Source organism: Mesorhizobium sp. B2-3-6 (assembly GCF_006442305.1).
Taxonomy (GTDB): Bacteria; Pseudomonadota; Alphaproteobacteria; order Rhizobiales; family Rhizobiaceae; genus Mesorhizobium.
Window position 1 is genome coordinate 911,051 of record NZ_VFVW01000001.1, and the last position, 25,413, is coordinate 936,463.

A 25,413-nucleotide genomic window follows, 5' to 3' on the forward strand; every position below is an offset into this window, starting at 1 on the left:
CGGGTCGAAACGCTAAGCCTGCAGCCGAGAGGCGATGTGGATCATGGACCGGGTGGAACCGAAGCGCGACGATACGATGCAGTGGGCAGCGATCACCGGTGTGATCGCGACCGTGTCGGTGTTCGCCATCGCGCAGGGACTGTCCTATCCGCTCTTGAGCTTCATCCTGCAGCGGCAGGGCGTTTCGCCTGTCATGATCGGCCTGTCGGCGGCGATGACGCCGATTGGCTTCATCGTCTCGTCGCCGCTCATCCCGTCACTGGCGCGGCGGTTCGGGGCAGGGCGCACGGCGCTGACCTGCGCGGCGCTTTCGGCGGTCGTGCTGGCGCTGATCGGCTGGACACAGAACGTCTATCTCTGGTTTCCGCTGCGGTTCCTGATCGGCGCGGTGACCAATCCGCTCTATGTCTTAAGCGAAATCTGGGTGATCGCGCTGGCGCCGCCGGCCCGGCGCGGCCGCATCATGGGCGTCTATTCCACGATCATCTCGGCCGGCTTCGCCGCCGGGCCGCTTTGCCTGCTGGCCGTCGGTACGGAGGGCTGGCCGCCATTCCTGGTCGGCATTTCCGCTTTCATCTTCTGCGGCGGGTGCCTCGCTCTTGTGGTCGGGCGCCTGCCCAAGGTCGACGAGGCCGGGCATCGGCTTTCGGTGATGGGCTTCATGCCGCTCGCCTGGCTGCTTTTGTCGGCAGTGGTCGTGGCTGCCGGCTTCGAGCAGGCGGTGTTGGCGCTGTTGCCCGTCTACGGCACGCATTATGGCATCGCCGAGAACCGCATGTCGGCCCTGCTGTCGACGATGATCGCCGGCAACATCGCCATGCAGGTGCCGCTCGGCCTGCTGGCCGAGCGGCTGACGGCGCGCCTGGTGCGGTTCATCTGCCTGGTGCTGACGCTGCTCGGCTGTCTGCTGCTGCCGCTGTTGATCGAAACGCCGCTGGTCTGGCCGATGATCTTCGTCTGGGGCGCGGTGTCCTACGGCATTTATACGATGGCGATCATCGAACTCGGCGAGCGCTTCAGCGGCTCGGCGCTAGTTGCCGGCAATGCCGCTTTCTCCCTGATGTGGGGCGTCGGCGGCATCCTCGTCCCGCCGCTTGCGGGCGGCGTGATGGACGGGATCGGCGCGAGCGGCCTGCCGGTGACGCTCGGCGCGATCTGCCTGGCGCTGGCGGCTGCGACCGTCATCCGGCGGCGGATCGTGTGACGGCCTGAAGCGATCTGCCGCGATGACGCGGCTTCAACACCTTGAATCCGGCGCCCTTTGACGCGATGTAGGCAGGGCCGCCCCCCGACTTCCCGGAGACCCGCATGACCATTTCGACGACAAAGCCTGGCTTGGCGACCGATGATCCCTTTCTTTGGCTGGAGGAAAGGACGAGCAAGGAGGCGCTCGACTGGGTACATCGCCAGAACGAAGTCACGGTGGCGCAATTGCAGGGCGATCCGTCCTACCAGGCGTCGTTCGAAACCGCGCTCGATCTGATGACCGCCGAGGACAACATAGCCGTCGGCTCCGCGCTCAACGGCTATGTGTATAATTTCTGGCAGGACAAGACCAATGTGTTGGGCCTGTGGCGCCGCACGATGGTGGCTTCCTACAAGACCGACAGACCGGACTGGGAAACCATCATCGACTTCGACCAGCTCGCGGCGAGGGAGGGAGTGAAGTGGGTGTTCGGCGGCGCCAGCCGGCTCTACCCCGATTTCAACCGCTGCCTGGTTTCGATGTCGCCTGATGGCGGCGACGCCAGCGAGATGCGCGAATTCGACATCGCCGCCAAATCGTTCGTCGAGGACGGTTTTCGCGCGCCCGCTTCCAAGTCCGGTTTCGGCTGGCTCGACAAGGATACGGTGATCGTCTCGGCAGCCTTCGAAGAGGCCGACAAGACCGAATCCGGCTACCCGCGCGTCGTCAAATTGTGGACGCGCGGCACGGACCTTGAAGACGCGACGCCGATCTTCGAAGCGCAGAAGGAAGACCTCGCCGTCGGCGCCGGCCTGGAGTTCGATGGCGAGAAGCGGCATTTGTTTCTAACGCGGACGCTCAACTTCTTTGCATCGCACAGTTTCCTGCGTCTCCCGTCAGGTGAAAACAGACGCATTCCGTTGCCTGACGACGTTACCGACACGGCGCTCTTCAAGGACCAGATGGTGTTTGGCGTGCGTACGCCTTGGACGGCGCAGGATGGAACGGCCTGCCGGCCGGACGGGCTCTATTCGTTCGATTTCGCTCATTGGATCGAGACCGGCAGTTTCGGCGCCATCGAGACCTTGCTCGCGCCGGCGCATCGCGTGTCCATCGCCGCTCTCGCCAGGACGCAGGACCACCTGTTCATCAGCCTGATGGACAATGTGCGCGGCAAGGTTGTGGCCTGCGAACGCAGGGACAGCGCCTGGTCGCTGAAACCGGTCGCATTGCCGGAAAACGGCACGGTAGGCATCAGCCATGCCGAACATTTCGGCGCCAGCGTCTCCTTCTCTTTCACCGATTTCCTGACGCCGAGCTCGATCATCTGGTCCGACGACAATGGCGAGACGCTCGCCACAGTGAAGTCGCAGCCGTCGCGATTCGATGCTTCGCAGCTCGTCTCGGAACAGTTCGAGGCGCGTTCCAAGGACGGCACGATGGTTCCCTATTTCGTCGTCAGGCGGCGTGACCAAAAGGGCCCGGTGCCGACGCTGCTCTACGGCTATGGCGGCTTCGAAGTGCCTTTGCTGCCTGGCTATGCCGGCGTGCGCGGCAGGCTGTGGCTGGAGAAGGGCAATGCCTATGTGCAGGCCTGCATCCGCGGCGGGGGCGAGTTCGGCCCGGCCTGGCACCAGGCAGCGCTCAAGGGCAACCGGCAGAACGCTTTCGACGATTTCGCGGCGGTCGCGCAGGATGTCGTCAGGCGCGGCATTGCGACAGCTGCCTCGCTCGGCATCCAGGGCGGCTCGAATGGCGGCCTGCTGACGGGCGTCTCGTTGACGCAGCATCCGGAGCTGTTCGGCGCCGTGATCATCGAGGTGCCGCTGCTCGACATGCTGCGCTACACCGAATTGCCGCCCGGCGCGTCGTGGATGGCCGAATATGGCGATCCGTCGAAGCCGGAAGATGCGACCTGGCTGGCCGCCTACTCGCCTTACCAGCATGTCGAGGCCGGTGCCTATCCGCCGGTGCTGCTCACCACCTCGACCGCCGACGACCGGGTGCATCCCGGCCATGCGCGCAAGATGGCCGCCCGCCTGCAGGAGGCCGGCCACGCCGGGACGCTCTTCTTCGAAGAGACCGAGGGCGGCCATGGCGGCCGCGGCGACCGCCGGCCGCAGGCGGCACAGGCCGCGATGAAGTACGTTTTCCTGCAGAGGACGCTGGGCGGGAAGGGCTGAACCGGAAGCCTTCGGACCCGAGCGAAGGGTGGTTCACCTCGAACCTTCTTTGCTCTAAGGTGCCTTCATGGCTCCCGTGGTGACATTGGCCGGCCTTTTCGGGGTTCGGGCATTTGGGGGCGCGGTGACGCCGTCGCTGCGCACGTTGCGCGCCGAGCTTTTGCGGCTTTGCGCCCGCATAGGCTATTCGCCACCCGCTATCCTCTGAAGAATCCGCCCCGGCGCAGCCGGATTGGTTCCAGAGGAAGATCAGATCCATGACCTATCAAAATTATTCGCTGAAGCAGCTTCAGCAGATCGACGCCGCGCATCATCTGCATCCGTTCACCGACCATAGGGAATTGCGCGAGGCCGGATCGCGCATCATCACCCACGCCAACGGTCCCTTCATCTACGATTCCGAAGGGACGGAACTGCTCGACGGCATGGCGGGGCTGTGGTGCGTCAATATCGGCTATGGCCGCGACGAGCTCGCCGAGGCTGCCTATGCGCAGATGAAGGAGCTGCCTTACTACAATTCCTTCTTCAAATGCTCGACGCCGACGCCTGTGCTTCTGTCGAAGAAGCTGGCGGAGATCGCGCCGAAGAATGTCAACCAGGTGTTCTATGGCTCGTCCGGCTCGGAAGCCAACGACACTGCGCTCAGGCTCGTGCGCCACTATTGGGTGCTCGAAGGCAAGCCGCAGAAGAACCGCGTCATCTCGCGCAAGATGGCCTATCACGGCTCGACCATCGCCGGCACGTCGCTCGGCGGCATGGACGCCATGCACAAGCAGCTCAACGGAGAGGTGCCCAACATCGTCCATGTGATGATGCCGTACGCCTATGAGCTGTCGCTGCCGGGCGAGAGCGATCATGATTTCGGCCTGCGCGCGGCAAAGGCGGTCGAGGACGCCATCCTCGAAGCCGGCGCCGACAAGGTCGCCGCCTTCATTGGCGAGCCGGTGATGGGAGCTGGCGGCGTGAAGATACCGCCGGCAAGCTATTGGCCCGAGATACAGCGCATCTGCCGCAAATATGATGTGCTGCTGATGCTGGACGAGGTCATCACCGGCTATGGCCGCACGGGCGAATGGTTTGCCGCGCAGACGCTTGGCATCGAGGCCGACACCATCACCACCGCCAAGGCGCTGACGTCGGGCTACCAGCCGCTGTCGGCGCTGCTGGTCGGCGATCGCATTGCCTCGACGCTGATCGAGAAGGGCGGCGAGTTCAATCACGGTTATACCTATTCCGGCCACCCCGTGGCTTGCGCCGTGGCGCTGAAGAACCTGGAGATCATGGAGCGGGAGGGTCTGGTCGACCGCGTCAGGAGCGACACCGGGCCCTATTTCGCCAAGGCGCTGCAAGAGCGCATCGCCGGGCACGAGCTGGTCGGCGAGGTGCGTTCGATCGGGCTGATGGGTGCGATCGAGATCGTCAAGGACAAGGCGACCAAGGAGCGGTTCCTGCCGGCTGGAAGTGCCGCGGTGACCGTGCGCGACCATGCGATCGCCAACGGCATGATGCTGCGCGCCACCGGCGACACGATGATCCTGTCACCGCCGCTGATCTGGACCCGCGACACGATCGATATGGCCTGCGAGCGCATCGGCAAGGCGCTCAACCTGGCGCAAGCGGATCTGCGCAAGCGGTAAAAGAAATGGCCGGGCGTTCGTGATCGAGACGCCCGGCCGCTGGCCCCAGACAGACTGAGGGTTCCGGTCGCCGGCGCTATCGGTTACAACCCGCCAAGGCAGTTTTGCCGACGGGGAACGCGATGGCCGGACAACCGCTCAACCAGCCCGCCGAAATCCCGGCTGAGCTCGATCGCTGGAATTGGGGCGCCTTCTTCCTCAACTGGATCTGGGGCATCGGCAACTCCACCTTCATCGCCCTGCTGGCGCTGATCCCGATCGTCAACATCGTCATGATCTTCGTGCTCGGCGCGCGCGGCAGCCGCTGGGCATGGCGGAACCGGGTGTGGCGCGATGCCGAGCAGTTCCGCAGAACGCAGCGCAACTGGGCGATCGCCGGTCTTGCCGTCTGGGTGCTCAGCATGGGGGGCTGCGCGACGATGGTCGGCGGCATCCCTTTCATGATCAAGACCAGTGACGCCTATCACATGACCATGGAGGTCATTCGCGCCGATACCCGGGTGAAAGCCGCCATCGGCGAGGACGTGACCGCCAATTTCTGGGTCGGCGGCCATCTCAACGTCAACGCAAACGGGACGGGTGACGCGCAGTTCAGCATTCCCATCCACGGCACCAAGGGAAAGGGCACGGTGTTTTCGCATCTTGTTCGCAATGCAGGCACGTGGAGCACGCGCCTGCTCGTGGTCCGGGTCGATGGCGCCGATGCGCCGATCGTGCTGACCAATGAAGATCACGTGCCGATCCCGAACGCGGCAATCGGAATATGAGGGATGTCGGATCCTGGAACGCAAAAACCGCGCCCCACCGGGAACGCGGCTTTGCCAGATACGCTTGGCGTTTCGCTACGCAAACACTTGGCGAAACTTACGGGCTCCGGTACGCGAGACCTGATCCGGAGCGCCGGGCGGACGCGATATCCGCCTCGCAGTCCGTTTTATAGGGACATTGTTACCGCGGAGTTATCGAGAGCTTAAGCAAACCTAAATTTTGCGGTTCTCCGGCGAGGCGTACGAAAGAAAAACGAGCTTTATCAATCGCTTATTGATTGGCGCCGCGCAGAAAATTTATGATCCCGGAAAAATCGGCGCCGGCATTCCCTTGCGCGTTGAACAGGCCGTAGAGCTGTGTCGCTTCGGCGCCAAGCGGTGTCACCGCGCCCGCGGCTTGTGCGGCTTCCTGCGACAGCTTCAAATCCTTCAGCATGAGCGCGGCGGCGAAGCCGGGCTTGTAGTCGCGGTTGGCGGGCGAGGTCGGCACCGGGCCGGGCACCGGGCAATAGGTGGTCAGCGACCAGCACTGGCCTGAAGAGGTCGAGGCAACGTCGAACAGGGCCTGGTGCGCCAGGCCGAGCTTTTCGGCCAGCACGAAGGCCTCGGCGACGCCGATCATCGAAATGCCGAGAATCATGTTGTTGCAGATCTTGGCCGCCTGGCCGGCGCCGTCGCCGCCGCAATGGACGATGCGCCCGGCCATGGGCTTCAGGATCGGCTCGGCGGCGGCGAAGGCGTCGTCCGAGCCGCCGGCCATGAAAGTCAGCGTGCCGGCGGCGGCACCGCCGGTGCCGCCCGAGACCGGCGCATCAACCGACAGCAGGCCGTGCTTTGCGGCGATGGCATGCGCCTTGCGCGCCGATTCGACGTCGATGGTCGAGGAATCGATGAAAAGCGCGCCCCTATTTGCCTTGGACGCGATCTCTTCGTAGACCGACAGGACATGCTTGCCGGCGGGTAGCATGGTGATGACGACGTCCGCGTCCCTCACTGCTGCGGCGGCATCGGCCATGATGACCACACCATGCTCGCGTGCAACGGTCAGGTTTTCGGGCATGAGGTCGAAGCCATTCACCGTGTGGCCTGCCTTGACCAGGTTTGCCGCCATTGGATTGCCCATATTCCCAAGGCCGATGAAGGCGATTGTGGTCATTGTGTCTCTCCCGGAGTTTGCACGCTTCAGCGACCGATCAACGCGCGGGCGATGATGACGCGCATGATCTCGTTGGTGCCTTCGAGGATCTGATGCACACGCAGGTCGCGCACCAGTTTCTCGATGCCGTAATCGTGCAGGTAACCGTAGCCGCCGAGCAGCTGCAGCGCATCGTTGGCGACGTTGAAACCGGTGTCGGTGACGAAGCGCTTGGCCATTGCCGACCATTTCGAGGCATCCGGTGCCTTGCGGTCGAGCTTGGAAGCGGCGGCATAAAGAAAGATGCGCGCCGCCTGCAACTCGGTTTCCATATCGGCCAGCCGGAACTGCAGCGCCTGGAACTGGTTGATCCTGGAGCCGAATGCCTTGCGCTCGGCCGTGTAGGACAGCGCCTTGTCGAGCGCCGACTGGGCCCCGCCAACCGAACAGGCGGCAATGTTCAGCCGGCCGCCATCGAGCCCGGCCATGGCGATGCCGAAGCCGGCGCCTTCGCCTGACAAAAGGTTTTCGGCCGGCACCTTGCAATCCTCGAAAATGACCTGGCGGGTCGACTGCATATGCCAGCCCATCTTGTGCTCATTGGCGCCGAAGGAGAGTCCCGGCGCATCTTTCGGCACGACGATGGTGGAAATGCCTTTCGGTCCCTCGGCGCCGGTGCGCACCATGACGGCATAGATATCGCTGTCGCCGGCGCCGGAGATGAACTGCTTGGCGCCGTTCAGCACGTAGTCGCCGCCGCTCTTCACCGCCCGCGTCTTCAGGGCAGCGGCGTCCGAGCCGGAACCCGGCTCGGTCAGGCAATAGCTCGCCAGCCATTCCATGGAGGTGAGCTTCGGCAGGAAGCGCTGGCGCTGGCCGTCGTCGCCGAAACGATCGATCATCGAGGCCACCATATTGTGGATCGAGATGAAGGAGGAAAAGGCCGGGTCGGCGTGGGACAGCGCTTCGAAGATCAGCACGGCGTCGAGCCGGCCGAGCGCGGAGCCGCCGACATCGTCCCTGACATAGATGCCGCCGAGGCCCAGCGGGCCAGTCTCGCGGATCACGTCGGCGGGGAAATGCTTATTGCGGTCCCAGTCTAGCGCATTCGGCGCGACGCGATCGGCGGCGAAGGCCTGAGCCATTTCCTGGATGGCGCGCTGGTCCTCGTTGAGTTCGAACTGGCTGGTGCTCGCATCGACCGCGGCGTCCATGGCGTGCTCCCTATATACTGGCCAGCTGGCTCGCTGGCCTGTCGTTTTTGGCTTTGCGCGCGCACCAATCTAGACCAATGATGCCGCCGCGCAACCCGAGCCGCCGCGGAGCGGCTGTGCGTCAATGCATGTCCGGAGCAAGATGTGACGACAAAATTCGATGAGCTGCTAGAGCGGTTCCACGCCTATCTCGCTTCCGTGGGTGACTTCCTGGTGCAGGATGCGGTGGCGCGCATAGGGTGGGATATGCCCGCCCGCGAGCTTGAACCGCACTCACTCGGCTGCCTGCGCCATCTCGATCGCGCCGCCGAATTGACGCCGGCGCGGACCAAGCAGCTGGTGCAATTTCTGGCGCAGGAGCGCGGCGAATTGCGCTGGGGCCAGACCTACGGCGAGTCGGATTTCGGCAAGGCGTTCATCGACAATTATGGCTGGCTCGAAGTATTCGGTACCCGCGGCCACTTCGCCAACGACGAGGTCGCCGCCGGCGTGCTGATCCTTGGGCCTGATATCGTCTATCCCGACCACCATCATGTCGCCGAGGAGATCTATATCCCGCTGACCGGCGGCACCGAGTGGCGCATGGGCGAGGACAGCTTTCACAAGCGAGAGGCCGGCGAGGTCATCCACCACGCTTCTAAGGTCAATCACGCCATGCGCACCGGCAAGGAGCCGTTGCTGGCGCTCTATATATGGCGCGGCGGGCCGCTGGCGCAGAAATCCACGATCACCGGGACCGCGACGCAGGGCAGGGGCTGAGCCATGGCTAAAGCCATTATGCTGCAAGGCACGGGTTCGGATGTCGGCAAGACCGTGCTGGTCGCCGGGCTGTGCCGCGCCGCGAAAAAGCGTGGGCTGAAGGTGCGTCCGTTCAAGCCGCAGAACATGTCGAACAATGCCGCCGTTGCCGATATTCCCGGCGACAACAGGGCTGGCGGTGGCGAGATCGGCCGCGCGCAATGGCTGCAGGCGATCGCCTGCGGCGTGCCGCCATCGGTTCACATGAACCCGGTGCTGCTCAAGCCGCAGACCAATGTCGGTGCGCAGGTCATCGTGCAAGGCAAGGTGTTCGGCGAGGCGCGGGCGCGCGACTACCAGGCGTTGAAGGGCCGGCTGATGGACGCCGTTCTGGACTCCTGGGGCAAGGTCGGCGAGGGCGCCGATCTCGTCATCGTCGAGGGCGCGGGTTCGCCGGCGGAAATCAATCTCAGAAACCGCGACATCGCCAATATGGGCTTTGCGACGCGGGCCGATGTGCCTGTCGTGCTGGTCGGCGACATCGATCGCGGCGGCGTCATCGCCTCGGTCGCGGGCACGCATCTGATCCTGCCGGAGGAAGACCGGCGCATGATCGTCGGCTATCTCATCAACAAGTTCCGTGGCGACGTGTCGCTGTTCGACGACGGCATCAACGCGATCGAAGCGTTCACCGGCTGGCGCTGCTTCGGCGTCGTGCCGTGGCTGAAGGCGGCGGCGCGGCTGCCCTCGGAGGATTCAGTGGTGCTAGAACGGCTTGCCTCCGGGGAGTCGCGTGCGCTGAAGGTGGCGGTGCCGATGCTTGACCGCATCGCCAATTTCGACGATCTCGACCCGCTCAAGGCCGAGCCGCAGGTGGAAGTGGTGTTCGTGCCGCCCGGAAAGCCGTTGCCGCAGGATGCGGGACTGGTGGTCATTCCCGGCTCGAAGTCGACGATCGGGGATCTGCTGAAATTTCGCGAAAATGGCTGGGACCGTGATCTTCTCGCCCATCGCAGGCGCGGCGGCCATGTCGTCGGCATTTGCGGCGGCTTCCAGATGCTTGGCCGCATCGTGCGCGATCCCGACGGCATCGAAGGCAGCGTCACCGAAGCGGAAGGGCTTGGCCTGCTCGACATCGAAACGGTGATGGAACCGGAAAAGACGGTGCGCAACGTCAGCGCCCGCTCGGTGTCGTTCGACCTGCCGCTCGAAGGCTACGAGATCCATCTCGGCCGCACCACCGGCCCGGACATGCTGCGGCCGGCCGCAATCATCAATGGCGCCGAGGACGGTGCGGTCTCGGCGGATGGCAAGGTGGTCGGAACCTATATGCACGGGCTGTTTGGCGCCGACGCCTTTCGAGGGAGGTTCCTCGAAAGCCTCGGCGTCAAGGGCGGCGGCATCGACTATCGCGCCGAGGTCGAGAGGGCTCTCGACGAGGTCGCGGCCCAGTTGGAGAGCCAACTCGACTGCGACGCGATCTTTTCGCTGGCGCGGTAGCTAGTTGGCCATTTCGCCTGCCTTCGGCCAATAGGTGCCGAAGGACCAGACATTGCCCTCCGGGTCGCGGCAGATGAACTCGCGACTGCCATAGTCGCGGTCAGTCAATTCCTGGAGGATTGTGGCGCCTGCCCTCTTCGCCTTGGCGTAGGCGGCGTCTGCGTCGTCGACGGCGATGTAGATTGACTTGCCGCCGCCTGTGCCGGGTTCGCCAACCATTTTGCCGTAGTCGTCGTCGCGCGCGCTGCCGAGCATGATCATCGAGGAGCCGAAGACCAGTTCGGCATGGTGCACGACATCGCCTTCGCCGTAGCGGGCACGGATGCTGAAGCCGAAGGCTTCGCAGAGCCAGTCAATCATTTTTGCGGCGTTCCTGTAACGCAAGGCGGGGTAGAGGCGAGGGGCTTCAGGTGATGCAGGCATGGTAACCTCCTTCATTCAGGCTGGTCGATGAACCCAGTCTGAGCGACAGCCGTTCCGGCGTCTTGAAGAAATGTTACCCGAGGCTTCAGGCCTGTGCCGGAACCGAGAGCGCTGTCGGTGTCTCGCCGGCAAGGACGCGGAACTCACGCACCAGATGCGCCTGGTCGGCATAGCCGCAATCGGCCGCGATGTCGGCCCAATCGCCAGCTTGCTGCCTCGACAGGCCAAGCGCGCGGTTGAAGCGGACGATGCGCGACAGCGTTTTCGGGCCGATGCCGGTCGCGTCCGCGAATTTCCCCGCCAGATGCTTGCGGCTCCAGCCCAGCCTGTCGGCCAGTGACGAGACGCGCACGCGGCCGCCGGAGGCGAGAATCCTGTCATAGGCCCAGGCAACCCCGGCCTGCGTTTCCGGCGCATCGGCCAGCCGGGCGGCGACGAACATCTCGACAAGGGCAAAACGTTTGCTCCAGTCCGCCGCGTTGCCAAGCCGCTCGCGCAAGGCGACGCCTTCGATGCCGAGCACATCGTCCAGGCTGACCATGCGGTCGGTCAACCCGCTCATCGGCTGGCCAAAGAATCGGCGTGCGCCAAGCGGGGTGAAATTGACCTGGACGCAGCAGGCGCCGCCGAAGGATTCGATCATCACGGGTCCGGCATAGAGGCCGGCGGCGAAACTGGCGAAGCGATCATTGTCGCCGGGCGGCTTGCCAAGGCCGATGGCGAAAGGTTCGGCGAAGCTGATGACCAGAGGCACGGTAAGGGAGGCATATTCGACATTGCGGTAATGGCCGGGCGCCGTTTCGCGATAACCGCAAATGTCTGACACAATGCCCGCGAGGGCAGGGCTGGGAAGGCGCCGCCGCATCTCGAACCGCCCGGGGACTGACCGGTCCTGTTCCTCCTGACATGGCATCTCGATTGGCATCGACAGGACTCTAGCAGAGCCCGGACCCGAATCAAAAGCGCCCGGCTCGGCCGGGCGCTCCGAATTGCCTGAGATTTGAATGTCAGGCGCCGCGCATCAGGCAGCCGCCGGCAAGCACGAGGTAAGCAATGAGCACGATCCACACCGATGCGAGTGGGATGAACGAAAGAAGGCCGAGGGCGGCGAGAATGCCGATGAGGGCGATGACAAGGGAGATGATGAAAACAATCTCGGTAGGTGCGCTGAGATTCATGTGCGGGTCCTCTCCTCGACATGATTCGAACAGCGGCATTCCATCAGGCGCGCGGGTCACACACCAATCAGGACGCGCAGCGGGTTCGCCGGGTCGGCCAGGAGCTTCGCCGCCAGAGCGACGCAGACGATGACAAGCAGCGGCTTGATCAGCCTGGCGCCGATGCGCATGGCCAGGCTGGCGCCGAGGCGGGCGCCGAGGAACTGGGCGACGCCCATCATCAGGCCGATCTTCCAGGAGATGACACCGACCGCGGCGAAGACGACGAAGCCGCCGATGTTGGAGGCGAAGTTGAGCAGCTTGGTGTGGGCCGTCGCCTTGAGTACGCCGTAGCCGGCAAGCGCGACGAAGGCCAGCATGTAGAAGGACCCGGCACCCGGCCCGAACAGGCCGTCGTAAAAGCCGATGGCCGGCACCAGCGTTATCCCGAACAGGAAGGGCGTCATACGTTCGGCGCGGTCAACGTCGGTCATGTTGGGCTTCAGGGCGAAATAGAGCGCGATGGCGATCAGCACCAGCGGCAGAAGCGCCCGCAGCAGATCGCCGGGCACGACCGTTGCCAGCAAGGCGCCGACGGCACCGCCGGCAAGCGCCAGCAGCGCAGAAGGCAGTTGCCGGCGAAGGTCGACATGGCCTTTCGCGGCATAGTGGATGGTCGCAGATCCCGAGCCGAACATGCCCTGCAGCTTGTTGGTTCCCAGCGCCTCGACCGGCGAGAAGCCGGCCAGCAGCAGTGCGGGAATAGTGATCAGCCCACCGCCGCCGGCAATCGAGTCGACAAAGCCCGCGGCAAAACCGGCGAAGGCGAGCATGGCGACGGATTCTAAGGTGAAGTCGATCATCAGGGAGAAATCAAGCCAGAGATGCTCCGGCTTCGATCACGAACACCCCGTTTGCGCAAGACCGATTTCACGCTACTTCTATCCAAGCGCGTCGCGCCTGGATTTCGCGTTGTGCTGTCATTATCCCAAAACCGCTGCGCTTTTTTGGGCTACATGGATTAGAGGAATCGGCAAAGGGGCTCCCGATGGCATTCGAACTGCTCGACCAGATACGCTCGATCTTCGATGGCGACCCCGGGGTGCGCAAGGTGGCGGACGACCCCGTGTTGTCGGCGGAACTTCTGATGCTGTTCCGCATGATCCTGGCTGACGGAACGGTCAGCGAGAGCGAGATGGTTGCCTTCCGGCGCATCTGCAAGGATGCCTTCGGCATTCCGGAAACCAGCATCGACGCCGTCATCGAATATCTCAACGAATTCGGCTACGAAACCAATGGCTCACAGGCCATCGCGCTGTTCCGCGACCTCGATGTCGAGCGGCGCAAGCAACTGGCGCAGCATATGGCCGAGATCGCCAAGGCGGACGCGCAATTGGCCGAGACCGAGGTGCGCCTGCTGCGCCGCACGCTCGACCTGCTCGACATCAGCCCGGTCGACGTGGTGAAATCTGAGCAGTAGGTTGATGGGATCCCAGCCGGGCCGGCTGTCTACGGCAGCCTCCGGCATTTGCGGCCTTTCACTCACACGGCGGATTCGCTTCGCGAACCGATCGCTCACCCCTGCTCCTGCATACGGCGTGCAATTGCCCTGTGCAGGTCCGGCGCTGCGGCGACAAGCGTCTTGGCCGCCTCGGATTGCGGGTGATCCAGCACCTCGCCCGTCCGGCCACGCTCGACGATCTGGCCGTCATGCATGACCAGCACTTCGTCCGTTATGGCGCGGGCGACGGTGAGGTCGTGGGTGATGAAGAGATAGGCGATGCCGAGTTTCTGGTTGAGCTCGGCGAACAGGTCGAGGATCTGAGCGCGGATCGAAACATCGAGCGCCGAAACCGGCTCGTCGGCGACGACCAGTTTTGGGCGGGTGATGATGGCGCGGGCGATCGACAGGCGCTGGCGCTGGCCGCCGGAAAATTCGTGCGGATACTTTTCCATGTCGTGCTGGTCGAGGCCGACCTCGTGCAGCGCCTGCGCCACCATCTCGCGGCGCTCGGCGCGCCCCGGTTTCCTGTCCAGCACGTGCAGCGGCTCGGCGACCAGTTTCTCGACCGTCTGGCGCGGATCGAACGAGCCATAGGGGTCCTGGAATACCACCTGCATGTCGCGCCGCGCCGGCTTCAGGTCCGCCTCGCTCTTGCCGGTGAGGGGCTCGCCGCGAAAGCGGATGGTTCCCGAACTCGGCCGGTCCAGCGCCAGGATCATGCGCGCCAAGGTAGACTTGCCGCAGCCGGAGCGGCCGACCAGCGCCACCGACTGGCCCGGCGCCATGGACAGCGACACGCCGTTGACGGCGCGGATGTCAGGCGCGCGCCGGAACAGCGAGGTGCGCCGGCCGGGATAATCGCGCGTCACGCCCTCAACCTCGAGCAAGGGCCGGGCTGCCGAGGCGCCATGCGGCCGGGCGCGGGCCGGCACGTGCATCGAGGCCAGCGCCAACTGGCGGGTATAGGGGTGGAGCTGTTCAGAGAGCGTGCGGGCCGTATCGCCGGCTTCCATGACTTCGCCCCGACGAAGAATGGTGATGCGATCCGCCATCTCGGTGACCACGGCGAGGTCATGCGAGATCAGGAGCAGGCCCATGCCGCTCTCCGCGACAAGGTCGCGCAAGAGGGTGAGGATTTGCGCCTGCAGCACCACGTCGAGCGCCGTGGTCGGCTCGTCGGCGATCAGCAGCTTCGGCTTCAGCGCGCAGGCCATGGCAATGACGACGCGCTGGCGCTGGCCACCGGACAGCTCGTGCGGATAGCGCGACAGCGGGAATTTTGCCGATGGCAAGCCAACCCGGTCGAGCATTTTTCGCGCCCGCTCTTCCGCCTCGGCACGTGTTGCCTTGGCATGCCAGCGTATGCCTTCGGCGACCTGCTCGCCGATGGTCTTGAGCGGGTTCAGCGCGGTCATCGGTTCCTGGAACACCATGCCGATATCGTCACCGCGCAGGGCGCACATCTGATCCTCGCTTGCCGCAAGGATGTCGATACCGTCGAAGGTGACGCGCCCGCTGGCACGCGCGGCATATGGCAAGAGCCGCATGACGCTCAGAGCCGTCATCGATTTGCCGGAGCCGGATTCGCCGACCAGCCCCATTACCTCGCCGGGCGCGATGGAGAACTCGATGCTCCGGAGGATCGGCGTGTCGCCGATCGCCAGCGACAGATTGTCGATTTCCAGAAGGCTCATCGTTGCCGCCGCGATTTCGGATCGAGGATGTCGGCGATGCCGTCGCCCAAAAGGTTCAGCCCAAGCACGGTGATCACGATCGCCATGCCGGGAAAGATCGCCATCCAGGGCGCCACCACCATGCGGGTCTGGGCGTCGAACAGCATGCGGCCCCAGCTCGGCATCGGCGGTTGGGCGCCAAGGCCCAGATAGGAAAGCCCGGCCTCGGCCAATATGCCGAGCGCGAACTGGATAGTGCCTTGCACCAGGAGCAAGGTGGCGATGTTGGGCAGCACATGTTCGATGGTGATCAGCGCCTTGCCCTTGCCCGCGGCGCGGGCGGCGAGGATGAATTCGCGCGGCCAGATCGCCAAGGCGCCGGCTCGGGCGACGCGGGCAAAAACCGGGATGTTGAAGATGCCGATGGCGATAATGGCATTGATGGCGCCGGGGCCGAAGATGGCGGTGATCATGATGGCCGACAAAAGCGCAGGGAAGGCGAAGACGAGATCGTTGATGCGCATCAAGGCCTCGTCGACGAGGCCGCCGCGCGCCGCGGCGAAAGCACCGAGCGGCACGCCGACGCCCATGCCGATGCCGACCGCGACCAGCGCCACCGCGATCGAATTGCGGGCGCCGACCATGATCATCGACAGGATGTCGCGGCCGAAATGGTCGGTGCCGAACCAGTGCGCCCAGGACGGCGCCAGCGTCTTGTCGGATATCACCAGCCGGGTCACGTCATAGGGCGTCCAGAGATAGGAGAGGATCGCCACCGCCGCCACGAACAACGTGACGGCGAAGCCGGCAAGAAACGAGCGGTTGCCGAACGCCTTGACGAGGATGCCGCCCAGCGTCTCTTCGGGGATGTCCGGATGCAACATCATTGCCGGCTTCGGAGGCGCGGATCGACGACGGCATAAGAGAGGTCGACGACGAGGTTGACGGCGATGACCGCGGCGACCAGCAGCATGACGACGCTTTCCACGACGATCAGGTCGCGCTGGGTGATCGCCTGGAACACCAGCCGGCCGAGGCCGGGCAGGTAGAAGACGTTCTCGATGATGATGGTGCCGGCGAGCAGGAAGGCGAATTGCAGGCCCAGAATGGTCAGCACCGGGATCATGGCGTTGCGCAGTGCGTGCCGCCACAGGACCGCGCGATAGGGCAGGCCCTTGGCGCGGGCGGTGCGGATATAGTCCTCGTTCAGCACCTCGATCAGTGCCGAACGGGTGACGCGTGCCAGGATCGCGGCCTGCGGCAATGCGAGCGCCACAGCCGGCAGCAGCAGTGATTTCAGCGCCGGCCAGGCACCGGCCCCCCAACCGGGAAAGCCGCCGGCCGGAACCAGCCGCAGCCAGACCGCGAAGAGATAGATCAGCATCAGCGCGAACCAGAAATTGGGAATGGCGACGCCGAGCTGCGCGGCGCCCATCGCCGCTGTGTCACCCATCCGCCCGCGATGGTTCGCTGAAAACAGGCCGACCGGGATGGCGATGAGGGTGGATAGGGCGAGCGCAATCAGCGCCAGCGGCAATGAGACGACGAGACGCTCGCGCACGAGGTCGATGACCGGCACCGAATAGGTGTAGGAGCGGCCGAAATCCAGGCAGAGCAGGCCGCCGGCCCAGTGCAGGTAGCGCCAGGGCAGGGGCGCGTCGAGGCCCATCTGGTTGCGCAGCAGCTCAACCTGGTCGGCGCTGGCATTCATGCCCAGCATCAGCCGCGCCGGGTCGCCGGGCAGGATCTCCAGCACCGCGAAGACGACCATGGAGGCCAGCGCCAACGTGGCGGCGGCGATCGCGAGACGCCTGAGGAGGTAGGCGGTCATCGCTTGATCGGCCAACAGTCGAAATCGGCGCTGCCCCTCATCTGCCTGCCGGCATCTTCTCCCCGTATAGAGACGGGGAGAAGGACGCCTTCGCAAAGGATTTCGCCAATCTTCAGCGTTGCAGAAAGGGTGCCGAGGTTGCGGCCAGCCCCCTTCTCCCCGTCACTATACGGGGAGAAGGGCCCGGCAGGGCGATGAGGGGCGGCGCAAACCTGAAGCGATCGTCCTGCGGCTCGGGTCAGGCAGCTTGGCAGGGCAGAGGGGGGTGCGGAGCGCAAACGTCGCCTCTTGGCCAACGGCTTCACTCGTTCCACTTCACCTTGATGAGATCATTGGCCTGGATCGGCGCGTTTTCCCACAGGCCCTGCAGCTTGGCGTCCCAGACGCCGACCTTGGGCAGTTCGTAGAGGAAGCCGACCACGGCGTCGTCGGCCAAGATCTTCTGTGCCTGCCCCAGCAATTCCTTGCGCTTGGCTTCATCGGAGGTGACGTCCAGATCGGCGATCACCTTGTCGAAGGCCGGATTGTCGTAATTGAAGTAATAATCCTTACGCGCATAGATACCGATGTCGTTGGGCTCGGTATGGGAGACGATGGTCAGGTCGTAGTCCTTCTTGGTGAACACCTGGTCCAGCCACTGCGCCCATTCGACCGGGATGATCTCGAGGTTGATGCCGACGTCACGGAGCTGCGAGGCGATGATCTCGCCGCCGAGCCTGGCATAGGTGGGCGGCGGAAGCTTCAGCGTCGCCTTGAAGCCATTCTCCAGGCCTGCTTCCTTCAAGAGTTCCTTGGCCTTGGCGACATCGTGCGGATAGCGGCCGGTGAGGTCGACGTAGTCCTTGTTGGCCGGCGACATATGCGAGCCGATCGGCAGGCCGAGGCCGGCCGAGGCACCGTCGATGATCGCCTTGCGATCGAGCGCGTAGGAGATCGCCTGCCTGACCAGCAATTTGTCGAAGGGCGGCTTCTTGTTGTTGATCGACAGGATGGTTTCGCCTTCGGTCGAACCGATCACCACCTTGAAACGCGGATCGTCCTTGACCTGCGCGAGACTGTCGGGATCGAAGAATGGGAACGCCTGGATATCGCCGGAAAGCAATGCCGGTACGCTAGCAGCGGCATCGGGCACGATGCGGAACTCGACCTTGTCGAGGTAAGCCGGCGTGCCCCAATAGCTGTCGGATTTCACCAGCGTGATCGAGGATCCCTTGGCCCAGCTCTGGAATTTGAACGGGCCGGTCCCGACCGGCTTTTCCTTGTTGGCGTCAGCGGATTTCGGCGAGACGATGACAGCATCGCCCCAGCCCATATTGTAGAGGAAGGATCCCTGCGGGTTCTTCAACGTCACCTTGACCGTTGCCGGGTCGACCACGTCGACCGTATCGATGGCTGCGAACAGGGCTTTTTGCGCATTGACCGAATTGTCGGCGCGGGCGCGGTCGAGCGAGAATTTTACGTCGTCGGCGCTGAAGCCGGCGCCATCGTGGAATTTCACGCCGGTGTGCAGCTTGAAGGTGTAGGTCTTGCCGTCGTCGGAGATGGTCCAGCTTTCAGCCAAATCCGGCAGGACCTCGCCATTTGGCCCGATGCGGGTCAAGCCTTCGAACACGTTGGCGTAGAGAACCTCGTCGATTGCCGCGGCCGCGCCGGCGGTCGGATCGAGATGTGGCGGTTCGAGCGGGATGCCAATGACCAGATCGGTTCGCGCCGCCAGCGCGGGAGTGCCGACGGCCAGCGCCAGGACGGCGGCGGCCAGGATGGTTTTCCACAATTTCATGGTGCTACTCCCCGTGTGGTCAAACATGCGCTCAAACCGGGCGAATAGAAGCGTGATTTCGCACGGGAGTAAATTGCGTTTCGTGCCGCGCGGCGGCGTAGCCGGGAATGTTTTTCTCCGGACGGCCGCATTGATCGTTGGCTCTTGCCCGTGCGGCGCTATCGGGCGCCGCGCAGCAGCATGTTGAGCCCGAACGCCATCACCTTGGCCGATTCCACCATATCCGAGATCCCGACCCATTCGTCCGGCCGGTGGGCGAGATCGAGAATGCCCGGGCCATAGGCGATGCAATCATAGACATGGCCGATGCGGGCAATGTGCTTCTGGTCGTAGGTGCCGGGTGAAATGACGTAGTCGGGCTCGCGATCGAAGATCGCGTGGATGCCTTGCGCGATTGCCTTGACGACGGGAGCGTCGCGTTCGGTCATCAGCGGCAGCACCTCCATCAGGTCACGGATCTCGTAGTCGAACTTTTGCCGATCACGCTTCAGCCGCTCGAGAATGCCGGTCACCTCGCCCTTGACCGTGGCGATATCCTCTTCGAGCAGGAAGCGGCGGTCGATGGTCAGCCGGCAGGAATCGGGCACGTTGGGCGAGGGCAGGCCGGGCCGGAAATCCTCGGTCTGGCCGCCATGGATGGAGTTGATGTTCATGGTGGAACGCTTCGCCCCTTCGGGCACGACCGGCATGCGCGTCATCTTGCGGTCAAGCGCGGGGAACAATTCGTCCTCGAATGCCTGCAGCACGGCGCCCATATGGCGCACCGCATTGTCGCCGAGGAACGGCATCGAGCCATGCGCGATCTCGCCCTTGGTCTCGATCTCGGCCCACCAGACGCCGCGATGGCCAAGGCAGATGCGGTCCTTGTTCAGCGGTTCGGGAATGATGACGTGGTCGACCCTGGGTTTCGAGAAATAGCCGAGCCTCGCCAGATGCGCGACACCGCCGAAGCCGCCGGATTCCTCGTCGACCGTGCCTGATATCTCGATGGCACCGGGAAAATCGGGAAATACCTCCATGAAGGCTTCGGCCGCGATGATCGAGGAAGCCAGGCCGCCCTTCATGTCGCAGGCGCCGCGGCCATAGACCTTGCCGTCCCTGACGACGCCGGCGAAGGGATCGACGGTCCAGCCGTCGCCGGCCTCGACGACATCGATATGCGAGTTGAAGTGGACGCAGGCGCCGGGCGAGCGGCCCTCGAAGCGTGCGACGACGTTGACGCGCGGGTAGCGGTCGGTGTCGCCGGGCGTGCCTTCGGCGCGGATGAACTCGGTTTCGAAGCCGCTCTTCTTCAGCCGCGCGCCAAGAAATTCGGCGCATGGCCGGTACGCTTCGCCGGGGGGGTTGATGGTGGGAAAACGGATCAACTCGGCGGTCAGCGCGACGAGATCGTCGCGCCGGTCATCGATCGCTTGGAAGAGTCGCTCGTTCATGGCCCGAGTTGAGCAACGATCGGCGTCGTTTTGCAAGTCCGCTGGCAATTGGGCCGTTGCGGCGTGTCGTTACGGCAACTCTTGCGGGAATTCGTTCAAATTCGCTGCTTTGGATTGGCGAATTGGTCAAGGGTATATGTTATGCCGTTCACCTGTCATTAAAGAGATGAAAAACGACGTGAAGGCAGGCAAGGGGCAATCAAAGGGGTTTGATCGCATGAAAAAGACAGTTCTCATGGCAGCAGCACTTGTCACGATGCTGTTGGGTGTTTCGGTGCAGAGCTGGGCAGCCAGCCTCATTGCAAATATAGACGTGTCGTCGCAGACGATGACGGTCAGGTACGGCCAGGACGTTTACCGGTGGAGCGTGTCCACGGCTCGGTCCGGCTACTTCACGCCACGCGGCACCTACCGGCCGCAGCGAACGGCCCGGATGTGGTATTCGCGCAAATACGACATGTCGCCGATGCCTTATTCCGTGTTCTTCCACGGCGGCTATGCCATCCACGGAACGGGCGCGGTGAGGCAGCTCGGCCGACCGGCGTCGCATGGCTGCGTGCGGCTGCATACGGCCAATGCGGCGGCTTTCTACTCGATGGTGCGAGAAGTCGGCTTCGGCAACACGCGCATCGTCGTGAGGAACTGACTGCTAAGCCGGCTTGTGCCGGAGGCGCATCGGACGGCTCCAGACTACGCGCTTCGGGTCTTTGCCTTGCGTCGCTTGCGGCAGATGTCCCATCTCTTGTGGAACCACATCCACTGGCCGGGATCCTCGCGCACCCAGCGCTCGACCACGTCGTTGAGAAGCTGGGTGGTGGCGCGCACGTCGACACTGCCATCGGCGGTGCGGGGCAATGTCAGCTTCTCTTCTATCTCGAGCCTGAAGCGATTGCCCGGCAGCCTGACGCAGCGCGCCGGGTAGACGTCGCAATCATAATGACGGGCAAGTGTGCCGAGCACGCGATTGCTCTGGCAGGGGCGGCCGAAGAATGTCGTTTCCAGGCCGCCCGTGAACTTCTGGTCGACAAGGACCCCGATATTGCCGCCGTTTTCCAATACCGAGGCGAGCGCGAACGAAGCGCCCGCCATCGAGGGCAGCAACGATCCCATGGTCGCGCGGCGCGTCGAGAGGATGTAGTCAGCCAGGTACGGATTGTTGGGCGGGCGAAACAGCGCGGTGATATTCATGCCGAAAGTAGCCGCCGCCACCGGCAGCAATTCAAAATTGCCGAGATGTCCGGTGAAGACGATGTGCGGCTTCTTTTCGGCCGCGATCTCGACGAAATGGTCTACTCCCCTGACCTCGACACGGCCGGGACTGGTGGCGGCTGGATCGTAGTCGAACAAGGCGTCGAGAAAGATGTATTCGGCGGCGAGACGCGCCATGTTGCCCCACATGTCGGAGGCGATGGCCTGGATCTCGGCTTCGCTCTTGTGCGGATAGGCCTTGCGCAGATTCTCGACGGCCACATTATGGCGTCCGACCCATGGACCGATGCGGCGGGCGACGCGGTCGGCGAAATTCAGCGCGCTGTCGGGGGGCAGCAGGCGCAGCACCGAGATGATGATCATCGCAATGCGCGCGACCAGCCAGTGCTCGAACCGGCGCAATTGCCGGCCGTAGCGGAACATCAGGTCGCGGCGAAGCTTCTTCAACACAGAAGTCAGGGCCTAGACGACGCGTAGGATGATCTTGCCAAAGACGTCGCGGCCTTCCATGCGCTTCAGCGCGGCGTCGATGTCGTCGAAGCCGACTTCGGTATCGATGACGGGTGCGACCTGTCCCGCCGCCATCTTCTGCATGGCGTCAGCCATGTTCTCCATGCGGCAGCCGAAGGAGCCGAGCAGCTTCAACTGCTGCTGGAAGAGCTGCATCAGATTGACCTGCGCCGACACGCCGGACGTCGAGCCGCAGGTGACGAGCCGGCCACCGCGCTTCAGGCACAGCATCGAGCCGGCAAAGGTGTCGGCGCCGACATGTTCGAAGACGACGTCGACGCCCTTCTTCTTGGTCAGCTTGCGCACGACGCCCTCGAACCGGTCGTCACGGTAGTTGATGACATGATCGGCGCCGAGCGCCTTGGCCTTGTCTATCTTGTCGTTCGAGCCGACCGTGGTGATGACCGTGCAGCCCATCCGCTTCGCCAGTTGGATGGCGGCCGAGCCGATGCCGGATCCGCCGGCGTGGACAAGGATCGTCTCGCCGGGCTCGAGCCTGGCATTGTCGAACAGCATGTGTTCGACGGTGCCGAAAGTGACGGGGGCGACAGCCGCGCCGATCTCGCTCACGCCTGGAGGGACGGGGACCAGCAGGCGCGCCGGCAGGTTGATCTTCTCCTGCGCGAAGCCGTCGAGGTGGAAGCCATGAACGCCCGAGACGTGTTCGCAAAGATTGTCGCGGCCTTCGCGGCAGGCACGGCAAAGGCCGCAGGTGCGCGCGCCGTAGATCGAGACCAACTGTCCCGGCAGCAGGCCGGAAACGCCGGGACCGACGGTCTCGACCTCGCCGGAGGCTTCCGCGCCGACGACCAGCGGCAGCTTGCGCTTGGCGAAAGCCATGCCGCGCCAGCCCCAGACGTCAATGTGGTTCAGCGCCACTGCCTTGATGCGCAGCGTCACCTCGCCGAGCGCGGGCGGCGGCGGGGGCGGCAGGTCCACCGTTTCAAGACGGCGGTCCTCGATAAGTTGCAGTGCGCGCATGGAGCCTGTCGGTTCTGTTCTAGCGGAAGTGGCTCGCTTAGACCGGTTCCCGCGCCATGACAAGGCAAGTGTTCTGGCCGCCAAAGCCGAAGGAGTTCGAAAGCACGGTGCCAACCTGCGCATTGCGCTTCTTGTTGGGCACGACATCGAGCACGATCGCCGGATCGGGATTGTCGTAGTTGATGGTCGGCGGAATGACGCCTTCGCGCATGGTCATCAGGGAAAATGCCGCTTCCACCGCGCCGGCGGCGGACAGCGTATGGCCGATCATCGACTTGTTGGACGAGATCGGCATCGAGCCGATCCGCTCGCCGAACACCGTCGACAGCGACAGGTGCTCCATCTTGTCATTTTCCGGCGTCGAGGTGCCGTGCGCGTTGACATAGTCGATCTCGTCCTCGCCCAGGCCGGCATCGGCGAGGGCGGCGCGCACCGCCGCGATCGCCGGCGAACCATCCGGCTTGGAGCGGGTGCGGTGGAAATCGTCCGCCTTTTCGCCGCAGCCGCGCAGAATGCCCAGAACGCTCGCTCCACGGGCGAGCGCTGCCTCCAGCGATTCCAGCACCAGAGCGCCGGAACCTTCGGCCAGCACGAAGCCGTCGCGGTCCTTGGAGAAGGGCTTGGAAGCCTTTTCCGGGATGTCGTTGTGGGTCGAAAGCGCCGACAGCAGCGAAAAACGGATCAGCGCCTCGGCGGTCGCCGAGCCGTCCGCGCCGATCGACAGCGCCCGGTCGCATTCGCCTCTGCGGATTGCCTCGACCCCAAGCTGGATGGCCGTGGCGCCGGAGGCGCAAGCGGTCGACAGCGTGATCGGCAGGCCGCGCGTGCCGAAACGGTCGGCGAGCCGGTCGGCGATCGACCCGAACTGCGTGGTCTCGAAAGTATCGAGCTCCTTCAGGCCGCGCGCCACCCGAAGCAGCCTTTCGGCACCGGCGTCGTGCTTGTCGGAATTATAGAGCGCGAACCGCTCATGCCAGTCGAGTTCGACCGGCGGCGAGGCCAGAAACAGCGGTCCGCCGAAGTCGCTGGAATTGAGGCCGGCTTCGGCAACGGCTTCCTGCGCGGCCGTCTCCGCCAGTTCGTATGTGAGGGGGCTGGCGCCCTTCGAGCTCGACGCAAGGAAATCGACCATGCCGGAAATGCGGGTGTTGAGGTGGTCGACAGGGAAGCGGGTGATCGGGTGGATGCCCGATCTGCCCGAGGTCAGCGCCGTCCAGTTGTCTGATTTGCCGGCTCCAAGGGAAGTAACCACGCCGATGCCTGTGACGGCAACGATCGGCCTGCCCATGTGATCTCTGAGATTGGCCATCCGGAAGCCCTAACCTTTGTCGTTGTATGTGGCTGGCCGCTCTATGCGGCGTTGACCAGCGCCATGCCCTCGAATTGGTGGTAGCCGATCGCCGTTGCAAGGACGCTTCTTGGAATGCCTTCGAACGGTTTCTCGGCAGCGGCATCGAAAACGGGGTAGGCGGCCTTACGGTCGACGGCGAGCGCCGCCAGCGCCACGGCGAAGGGAAACTGCGCTTCCTTCATGTGGCCGGTCAGCGTCGCGAAGCCACGCGCCGCGATCGCGGGATTGGCGTCGAATGCCGACTTCTCGGCGGAGGTAGCCGCGTGAGCGCCTGAGGCGCCAGACATGGTCAGCAAGCCGCCATTCGGCACGGCGGTCTTCTTGAGCAGCGCGGCGATCTCGGAATCGAGCTCGCCCTGCCGCCGCCTGGCACGGCCGGAGACGACCGGGCCGAGCTCGGCATAGATCTTGCGCCCCCGGCTTGCCGCGTGTTCGCGCTGCTCCAGCACCAGGAAAGCGCCGCCGGATCCCGACACCACGCCGCCACCTTCGGCGCCTTGCCGCTGCCAGACGGGCTTCCAGGCGCCGCGATGCAGGTAGCCGGCAAGCTCATAGCCGAGCAACATATCGGAATGTTCGGTCTGGAAAGCGCCGCCCACCAGTATATGCGTCGACTGGCCGGAACGAATGCGCGCGGCAGCCGTCTCGACGGCGGCTACGCCGGCGCCTTCCTCGCCCATGAAGGTCCTGGACGATCCCGTCACCTTGTGGACGATGGAGATGTTGCCGGCGAGCAGATTGGAAAGCTGTGCCAGGAACAGGGTGGGGCGCAGTTCGGTGGTGAGCTTCTCGTTGAGCAGCACGTCACGGTCGTTGCGGCTTTCTGAGGCGGCCAGGATGGCGGCATCGACCGCTTCGTCGCGCTCGCCGCCGCCGGCGGCCACGACCATGTCCATGGTCGTGCAGAGCTCGTCATTGCCCTTGATGCCGGCATCGTCCAGCGCAAGACCCGCGGCATAGGTGCCGAGCCTTTGCCAGGTTTCCATCTGGCGCTGGTCGCCGCGCTTGGCGATCTGCAGGTTCCAGTCGATCTCCGGCAGCGGATGGACGGTGTAGGGCGCGAAACGCTCGGCTTCGAGCACCGGCTTCTGACCCGGCTGAGTGAGCTTGCGCCAGTGTTCATCGGGGCCTTCTCCCAACGAGGAGACAAGGCCAATGCCGGTGATGACGACGTCGCGGGGGCTCATGGATGATCGGGTAC

At 64.2% G+C, this 25,413-nt stretch carries 23 protein-coding genes; 8 read left to right on the plus strand and 15 right to left on the minus strand.

All coding sequences use genetic code 11. The annotated features are described in order from the left end of the window. Positions 1-43: 43 nt before the first annotated feature. From FJ953_RS04415 to FJ953_RS04435, 4 genes are all read left to right on the plus strand, one after another. Positions 44-1,204 (plus strand): MFS transporter, encoded by a 1,161-nt coding sequence (locus tag FJ953_RS04415; protein ID WP_140623276.1) that lies wholly within the window; start codon positions 44-46, stop codon positions 1,202-1,204. A gap of 104 nt (positions 1,205-1,308) precedes the next feature. Continuing rightward, positions 1,309-3,369, plus strand: coding sequence for a prolyl oligopeptidase family protein (locus FJ953_RS04420; protein WP_140623279.1), 2,061 nt, complete (start codon positions 1,309-1,311; stop codon positions 3,367-3,369). Positions 3,370-3,626: 257 nt separating this feature from the next. Beyond that, positions 3,627-5,006: an aspartate aminotransferase family protein gene (locus FJ953_RS04430; RefSeq protein WP_140623281.1), complete on the plus strand. Its 1,380-nt coding sequence runs from the start codon at positions 3,627-3,629 to the stop codon at positions 5,004-5,006. A gap of 122 nt (positions 5,007-5,128) precedes the next feature. Then, positions 5,129-5,773: a cytochrome c oxidase assembly factor Coa1 family protein gene (locus FJ953_RS04435; RefSeq protein WP_140623283.1), complete on the plus strand. Its 645-nt coding sequence runs from the start codon at positions 5,129-5,131 to the stop codon at positions 5,771-5,773. Positions 5,774-6,044: 271 nt separating this feature from the next. Here FJ953_RS04435 and mmsB read toward each other — a convergent pair whose 3' ends face one another. Further along, complete coding sequence (gene mmsB / locus FJ953_RS04440) at positions 6,045-6,929, minus strand: 3-hydroxyisobutyrate dehydrogenase (RefSeq protein ID WP_140623285.1); 885 nt, start codon at positions 6,927-6,929, stop codon at positions 6,045-6,047. A 26-nt stretch (positions 6,930-6,955) separates the two neighbouring features. Continuing rightward, the gene (locus FJ953_RS04445; protein WP_140564135.1) at positions 6,956-8,122 is read right to left on the minus strand and encodes an isobutyryl-CoA dehydrogenase; all 1,167 of its coding nucleotides are present in this window, start codon (positions 8,120-8,122) and stop codon (positions 6,956-6,958) included. 144 nt (positions 8,123-8,266) lie between these two features. Between FJ953_RS04445 and FJ953_RS04450 the strand changes: the two genes are divergently transcribed. Together FJ953_RS04450 and FJ953_RS04455 are read left to right on the plus strand one after the other, a co-directional pair. Next, positions 8,267-8,881 (plus strand): dimethylsulfonioproprionate lyase family protein, encoded by a 615-nt coding sequence (locus FJ953_RS04450; protein WP_140521085.1) that lies wholly within the window; start codon positions 8,267-8,269, stop codon positions 8,879-8,881. Positions 8,882-8,884: 3 nt separating this feature from the next. Continuing rightward, the gene (locus tag FJ953_RS04455) at positions 8,885-10,360 is read left to right on the plus strand and encodes a cobyric acid synthase (protein WP_140623287.1); all 1,476 of its coding nucleotides are present in this window, start codon (positions 8,885-8,887) and stop codon (positions 10,358-10,360) included. Here the strand turns inward: FJ953_RS04455 and FJ953_RS04460 are convergent, their stop codons facing one another. The 4 genes from FJ953_RS04460 to FJ953_RS04475 form a co-directional block, all read right to left on the minus strand. Further along, positions 10,361-10,783, minus strand: coding sequence for a VOC family protein (locus FJ953_RS04460; protein WP_140495683.1), 423 nt, complete (start codon positions 10,781-10,783; stop codon positions 10,361-10,363). A gap of 85 nt (positions 10,784-10,868) precedes the next feature. Then, positions 10,869-11,708: an AraC family transcriptional regulator gene (locus FJ953_RS04465; RefSeq protein WP_140623289.1), complete on the minus strand. Its 840-nt coding sequence runs from the start codon at positions 11,706-11,708 to the stop codon at positions 10,869-10,871. 82 nt (positions 11,709-11,790) lie between these two features. Then, positions 11,791-11,961, minus strand: a complete 171-nt coding sequence (locus tag FJ953_RS04470) for a hypothetical protein (RefSeq protein WP_140517247.1) — start codon at positions 11,959-11,961, stop codon at positions 11,791-11,793. A gap of 56 nt (positions 11,962-12,017) precedes the next feature. Then, positions 12,018-12,803 (minus strand): TSUP family transporter, encoded by a 786-nt coding sequence (locus FJ953_RS04475; RefSeq protein ID WP_140517245.1) that lies wholly within the window; start codon positions 12,801-12,803, stop codon positions 12,018-12,020. A gap of 185 nt (positions 12,804-12,988) precedes the next feature. Between FJ953_RS04475 and FJ953_RS04480 the strand changes: the two genes are divergently transcribed. Continuing rightward, positions 12,989-13,420 (plus strand): TerB family tellurite resistance protein, encoded by a 432-nt coding sequence (locus FJ953_RS04480; RefSeq protein ID WP_140495687.1) that lies wholly within the window; start codon positions 12,989-12,991, stop codon positions 13,418-13,420. A gap of 95 nt (positions 13,421-13,515) precedes the next feature. Here the strand turns inward: FJ953_RS04480 and FJ953_RS04485 are convergent, their stop codons facing one another. The 5 genes from FJ953_RS04485 to FJ953_RS04510 form a co-directional block, all read right to left on the minus strand. Further along, the gene (locus FJ953_RS04485; protein WP_140623290.1) at positions 13,516-15,138 is read right to left on the minus strand and encodes a dipeptide ABC transporter ATP-binding protein; all 1,623 of its coding nucleotides are present in this window, start codon (positions 15,136-15,138) and stop codon (positions 13,516-13,518) included. Continuing rightward, on the minus strand, positions 15,135-16,004 hold the full coding sequence (locus tag FJ953_RS04490) for an ABC transporter permease (RefSeq protein WP_140517241.1): 870 nt from the start codon (positions 16,002-16,004) through the stop codon (positions 15,135-15,137). Before FJ953_RS04490 ends, FJ953_RS04485 begins: the two co-directional genes overlap by 4 nt. Continuing rightward, a complete protein-coding gene (locus FJ953_RS04495; RefSeq protein ID WP_140555073.1) occupies positions 16,001-16,948 on the minus strand; it encodes an ABC transporter permease in 948 nt (315 codons plus the stop codon). Before FJ953_RS04495 ends, FJ953_RS04490 begins: the two co-directional genes overlap by 4 nt. A 301-nt stretch (positions 16,949-17,249) precedes the next feature. Further along, a complete protein-coding gene (locus tag FJ953_RS04505; RefSeq protein ID WP_140559638.1) occupies positions 17,250-18,728 on the minus strand; it encodes an ABC transporter substrate-binding protein in 1,479 nt (492 codons plus the stop codon). A 158-nt stretch (positions 18,729-18,886) separates the two neighbouring features. Next, entirely contained in the window at positions 18,887-20,161 is a 1,275-nt protein-coding gene (locus FJ953_RS04510; RefSeq protein WP_140521077.1) for an acetylornithine deacetylase/succinyl-diaminopimelate desuccinylase family protein, read from the minus strand. Between the two features lie 217 nt (positions 20,162-20,378). Between FJ953_RS04510 and FJ953_RS04515 the strand changes: the two genes are divergently transcribed. Further along, entirely contained in the window at positions 20,379-20,807 is a 429-nt protein-coding gene (locus FJ953_RS04515) for a L,D-transpeptidase (protein ID WP_140555076.1), read from the plus strand. Positions 20,808-20,851: 44 nt separating this feature from the next. Here the strand turns inward: FJ953_RS04515 and FJ953_RS04520 are convergent, their stop codons facing one another. From FJ953_RS04520 to FJ953_RS04535, 4 genes are read right to left on the minus strand one after another with little or no spacing between them, the layout of a single operon-like run. Then, entirely contained in the window at positions 20,852-21,820 is a 969-nt protein-coding gene (locus FJ953_RS04520) for a lipid A biosynthesis lauroyl acyltransferase (protein WP_246674702.1), read from the minus strand. 12 nt (positions 21,821-21,832) lie between these two features. Then, entirely contained in the window at positions 21,833-22,861 is a 1,029-nt protein-coding gene (locus tag FJ953_RS04525) for a zinc-binding dehydrogenase (protein WP_140517233.1), read from the minus strand. Positions 22,862-22,898: 37 nt separating this feature from the next. Next, a complete protein-coding gene (locus FJ953_RS04530; RefSeq protein ID WP_140495696.1) occupies positions 22,899-24,170 on the minus strand; it encodes a beta-ketoacyl-ACP synthase in 1,272 nt (423 codons plus the stop codon). Positions 24,171-24,211: 41 nt separating this feature from the next. After that, positions 24,212-25,399 carry a beta-ketoacyl-ACP synthase gene (locus FJ953_RS04535; RefSeq protein WP_140623294.1) on the minus strand — a complete coding sequence of 396 codons (1,188 nt, stop codon included), beginning with the start codon at positions 25,397-25,399 and terminating at the stop codon, positions 24,212-24,214. Positions 25,400-25,413: the final 14 nt, after the last annotated feature.